This is a genomic window from Pseudomonadales bacterium (assembly GCA_013215025.1).
In the GTDB taxonomy this organism is placed as follows: domain Bacteria; phylum Pseudomonadota; class Gammaproteobacteria; order Pseudomonadales; family DT-91; genus DT-91.
Genome location: JABSRR010000208.1, coordinates 1 through 3,918 on the forward strand (window position 1 = coordinate 1; position 3,918 = coordinate 3,918).

The 3,918-nt window shown below is 47.8% G+C and carries 5 protein-coding genes; 3 read left to right on the forward strand and 2 right to left on the reverse strand.

The features are described 5' to 3' along the window. A partial coding sequence (locus HRU21_11810; GenBank protein ID NRA42975.1) for a cation:proton antiporter occupies positions 1–1,001 on the reverse strand: 1,001 nt, incomplete at its 3' end. Positions 1,002–1,095: 94 nt separating this feature from the next. Here HRU21_11810 and HRU21_11815 point away from each other — a divergent pair. Beyond that, complete coding sequence (locus HRU21_11815; protein ID NRA42976.1) at positions 1,096–1,683, forward strand: TetR/AcrR family transcriptional regulator; 588 nt, start codon at positions 1,096–1,098, stop codon at positions 1,681–1,683. A gap of 102 nt (positions 1,684–1,785) precedes the next feature. On the opposite strand, the gene HRU21_11820 is transcribed toward HRU21_11815, so the two are convergent. Continuing rightward, entirely contained in the window at positions 1,786–2,562 is a 777-nt protein-coding gene (locus HRU21_11820; protein ID NRA42977.1) for an SDR family oxidoreductase, read from the reverse strand. A gap of 339 nt (positions 2,563–2,901) precedes the next feature. Here HRU21_11820 and npdG point away from each other — a divergent pair, with 339 nt between their 5' ends. Continuing rightward, on the forward strand, positions 2,902–3,585 hold the full coding sequence (gene npdG / locus HRU21_11825; protein NRA42978.1) for an NADPH-dependent F420 reductase: 684 nt from the start codon (positions 2,902–2,904) through the stop codon (positions 3,583–3,585). A gap of 153 nt (positions 3,586–3,738) precedes the next feature. Beyond that, on the forward strand, positions 3,739–3,918 hold a 180-nt coding region (locus HRU21_11830), incomplete at its 3' end, for a coenzyme F420-0:L-glutamate ligase (protein NRA42979.1).

The following is a 3,918-nucleotide window of genomic DNA, read 5'->3' on the forward strand; positions in this document are numbered from 1 at the left end:
AAGACGATTTTTTCGCGCCAGTCAAAGTCGGTGCCAATGCTGACTAAAAATACCATCAATGGCCGAACCAGCAGCTGAATCACCAAAAATAGCGCTAGCGCAGGCAGCCCCAGTGCCAGAATATGGTCAGGCTCAACCCGGGCGGCTAGAATAATAAACACGGCTGAAATCAAGAAAATACTTAAGTGTTCCTTAAAAGAAATAATCTCCTCAATACCCACATTGCGCATGTTTGCCAAGGTAATACCCATAATGGTCACGGCGTATAAGCCCGATTCGTTTTCAATGCTGTTGGCGCTGGCAAATACCGCAGCGACAAAGGAAATCGTCGCTAAATTATATAAATAATCTGGAATCCACTGCCGTCGAATCAAAGTGCCCAATAAATAACCGACACCAAAGCCTAATAAGCCACCAAGAATCACCACTTTAAGAAAAATGCCCAAAGTATGTCCTAAGGCCTGACCAGTAGAGGCGGTGATTAAAAACTCGTACACCAATACCGCAATTAAGGCACCGATCGGGTCAATTAAGATACCTTCCCAGCGCAGTACATTGGCTACCTGCTTGGTAGGGCGCACGGTGCGCAAAAGCGGCATCACCACCGTTGGGCCCGAGACAATCGTGATGGCACCGAATAAAAACGCAAACGGCCAGCTGACATCCATAATATAATGCGTTGCCACGGTGATCATCAGCCAGGTCAACAAGCCGCCAATGGTTGTCAGTCGCTGCACCAGCGTGGATTGTTCCACAATCTCCTGATAATTCAGCGTCAGGCTACCTTCGAACAGAATCAGCGCGACACACATCGACACCAGCGGGAACAATAAATCACCGAGTAAATCGTCCGGTTTAATCAAACCTAAATAGGGGCCAAAGGCAATGCCGGCCAGCAGTAAAAATAAAATCGCGGGTAGTTTTAATCGCCAAGCTGTCCATTGACTGAGTAGGCCAAACAGAGCGATCAGTGCAAATTGCACGGTAGGGTAGTCAAACATGGCTGTCCAGTAGCGCTTATTATTCTGTGTCGCTTGTGCGCGACGGGATTCATAGTATAGTGATCGGCGTTTCAAGTGTTAACGATTTAATCTTATGTCCAAAACCGTTGGTCGCCCAAGATCTGCAGCAGCCGATGATGCAATTTTTTTCGCCGCAAAGAAACTGTTTTATTTGCAGGCTTACGAGCAGGTGTCAATGCAGATGATTGCCAGCGAGGCAAAGGTGTCAAAGGCTACCCTCTATCGTCGTTGGTCAAATAAATCGCTGCTGGCAATTGAAATATTGATTCAATTGGTGATGGAAAAGCGCGAAGACTTTTTAGTGCGAGCAGGCTATCGCGCGCGCCTTGTGTCCAATTTAAAGGGGCTGCGTGATTTGTTGTCGGGCCCTTATGCTGATGTGGTAGCCAGTTTGATTGCCAGCGGCCAACAAGACGCGTCCTTACGTCATAGCTTTATTGAGTCATTCTTACGCCCAGTACAAACCATCGGCGATCAAGACTTAGCGCAGGCGGTTGCCGACGGTGAGATACTTAGCCCGGTAGATCAAGACTTATTATTCGATCAAATGTTTGGCCTGTTCTATTACCGCTTATTGATCGCAGATCGCAGTATCAGCGACCATGATATCGAGCGTGTCGTCTCTATTTTCTTAGGTCAGTCAGAGGCGTCAGCAAGCTAACTCGGCGGCTCTTATTGCTACAGGCCTTAATTACTTAGCACTATTCTTTAGTACCTCGCTGACCGCAAATATCTGCGGCCAGCGAGTGTGCTGTCAAAAGCGTCAGTTGCCAGCGTTAGCCGCATCCAAGAATGACGGCTTTTCGCCACCCCCATGTGCGGTGATATAGGCACCTGTTACATAACTAGATAAGCCTGAGCCTAAAAATAAACACACATCACCAATATCTTGGGGCGTCGCCATGCGGCCCAAGGGCACGGTTGCGCTTACCTTTTCAATGCCAGCTTCATCGCCATAGTGCAGGTGCGACTGCTCGGTACGAATCAATCCAGCCGCTACCGCGTTTAAACGCACCTTTGGAGCCCACTCAACCGCGAGCGAAGTGGTGAGGTTGATTAAGCCTGCCTTGGCTGCACCATAGGCAGCGGTGCCCGGGCTAGGTCGAAGAGCTGATACACTAGCGATATTAATAATCGCGCCGCCATCGGCTTGCGTTTGCATAATCGCATTAGCGGCTTGCGCGCAGAGCAGAGGGGCGAGCAAATTCAGACCAATAATCTTGTCAGAAAAGCGCGGCGAAGCGGTCGCGGCATCGGTAAAAGGTGCGCCGCCGGCGTTGTTAACCAGCACATCGAGGCTGCCAAACTGATCTTTGGCAAACTGCATGAGGGCTTGCACTTGCTCCCAATCGCGCACATCGCAAGCTTTAAAAACCGCTGATGTATTATTCACCGTTGGCAGCTGCTCTGGCTCAGAACGGCCGCAAATCACAACATTAGCGCCTTGCTGCAGAAAACGTTCTGAAATACCTTTGCCAACGCCTTTGCCGCCGCCTGTGACGACAACCGTTTTGCCCGTAAAATCGACGCGATCAGTCATGGAATTTCCCTTAAAGATAAATAGAGATAAATAAAGTGTGCGAGTATAAAGAGCTTTATAACGCTATGCAGTAGCTATTTTGCTAACAACTGGCGCTTTTGCGCAAAAAAACAGCAAATTGATCGTATTGGTCATCGCTTTTCAATTACGAAACGTACAGTATCGTTACTGTGAATTCAGTATTTTTTTGACCGACTTACAGAATGCTTGTGTTTATTATGAAAGCTCAGTATAACGCTCTCAACCACAGACACGGTATTCACGTGATGCACAAACAACATATGTAACTAACGTATGTAGTTATCATATGTAGTTAACATATTTAACTAAGGAGAAATCATGTCAGATTCATTACCGGTTATCGCCATTATTGGTGGCACGGGTGCACTAGGTACAGGGCTTGCGCGCCGTTGGGCTCAGGCAGGCTATGAAGTCATTATTGGCTCACGTACAGCCGAAAAGGCACAAGAAGCCTTAGCTGACCTTGAGTCAGTGATGAGCGAGCGCGGCGTAGCGAATGCTGCGGTATCAGCTGATGAAAATAAAGCGGCAGCGGCCAAAGCCGACATCGTAACCTTGACCGTGCCTTATGCTCACCATGGTTCAACCTTAACCGCGATTAAAGATGAGCTAAGTGGCAAAATCTTGATTGACGTGACCGTGCCGTTAAGACCACCTAAAGTGGGTCGTGTGCAATTGCCAGAAGCGGGTTCTGCCGGCCAAGAAGCTCAAAATCTGCTAGGTGAAGAGGTACGTGTAGTGTCTGCTTTTCAAAATGTTGCGGCCCATCATTTGCAAGAAGGCCACGGTATTGCTTGTGACGTTTTGGTCTCAGGCGATAACGTAGAAGCACGTGCTGAAGTCATTACTTTGGTTGAAGCTGCCGGTATGAAAGGCTTTTCGGTTGGCCCAATCGCTAACGCTGCAGCCGCCGAGGCATTAACGTCGATTTTGATTCAAATCAATAAGAAGCATAAATGCTATTCGGGCATTAAAATTTCAGGTTTACCTGACGCTGAATAAGCTGTAAGCCTTACTAGCAAGACCTTGGCATAAGCATGAAGCACCTGTTAAGCGTAATAAGCGTGATAAACATGGTGAATGTGATAAAAAAGCCTTATGCCAATCTTTTATTGCCAGCTGCATGCAGCTGGCAATGCTTGAGATATCCTATCTATGCAAATTTTAGCCATCCCCGGCATTCCCGAAATCGAACCAGGCGCTGATCTCGCCGAGCTGCTATTGCAAGCCTTAGCTGCTGCCAAGCTATCTTTCATGCCCGGTGATATTCTCTGTTTGGCGCAAAAAATTGTCTCTAAAGCTGAAAATCAGTACCGCTATTTAGATCAGGTCACT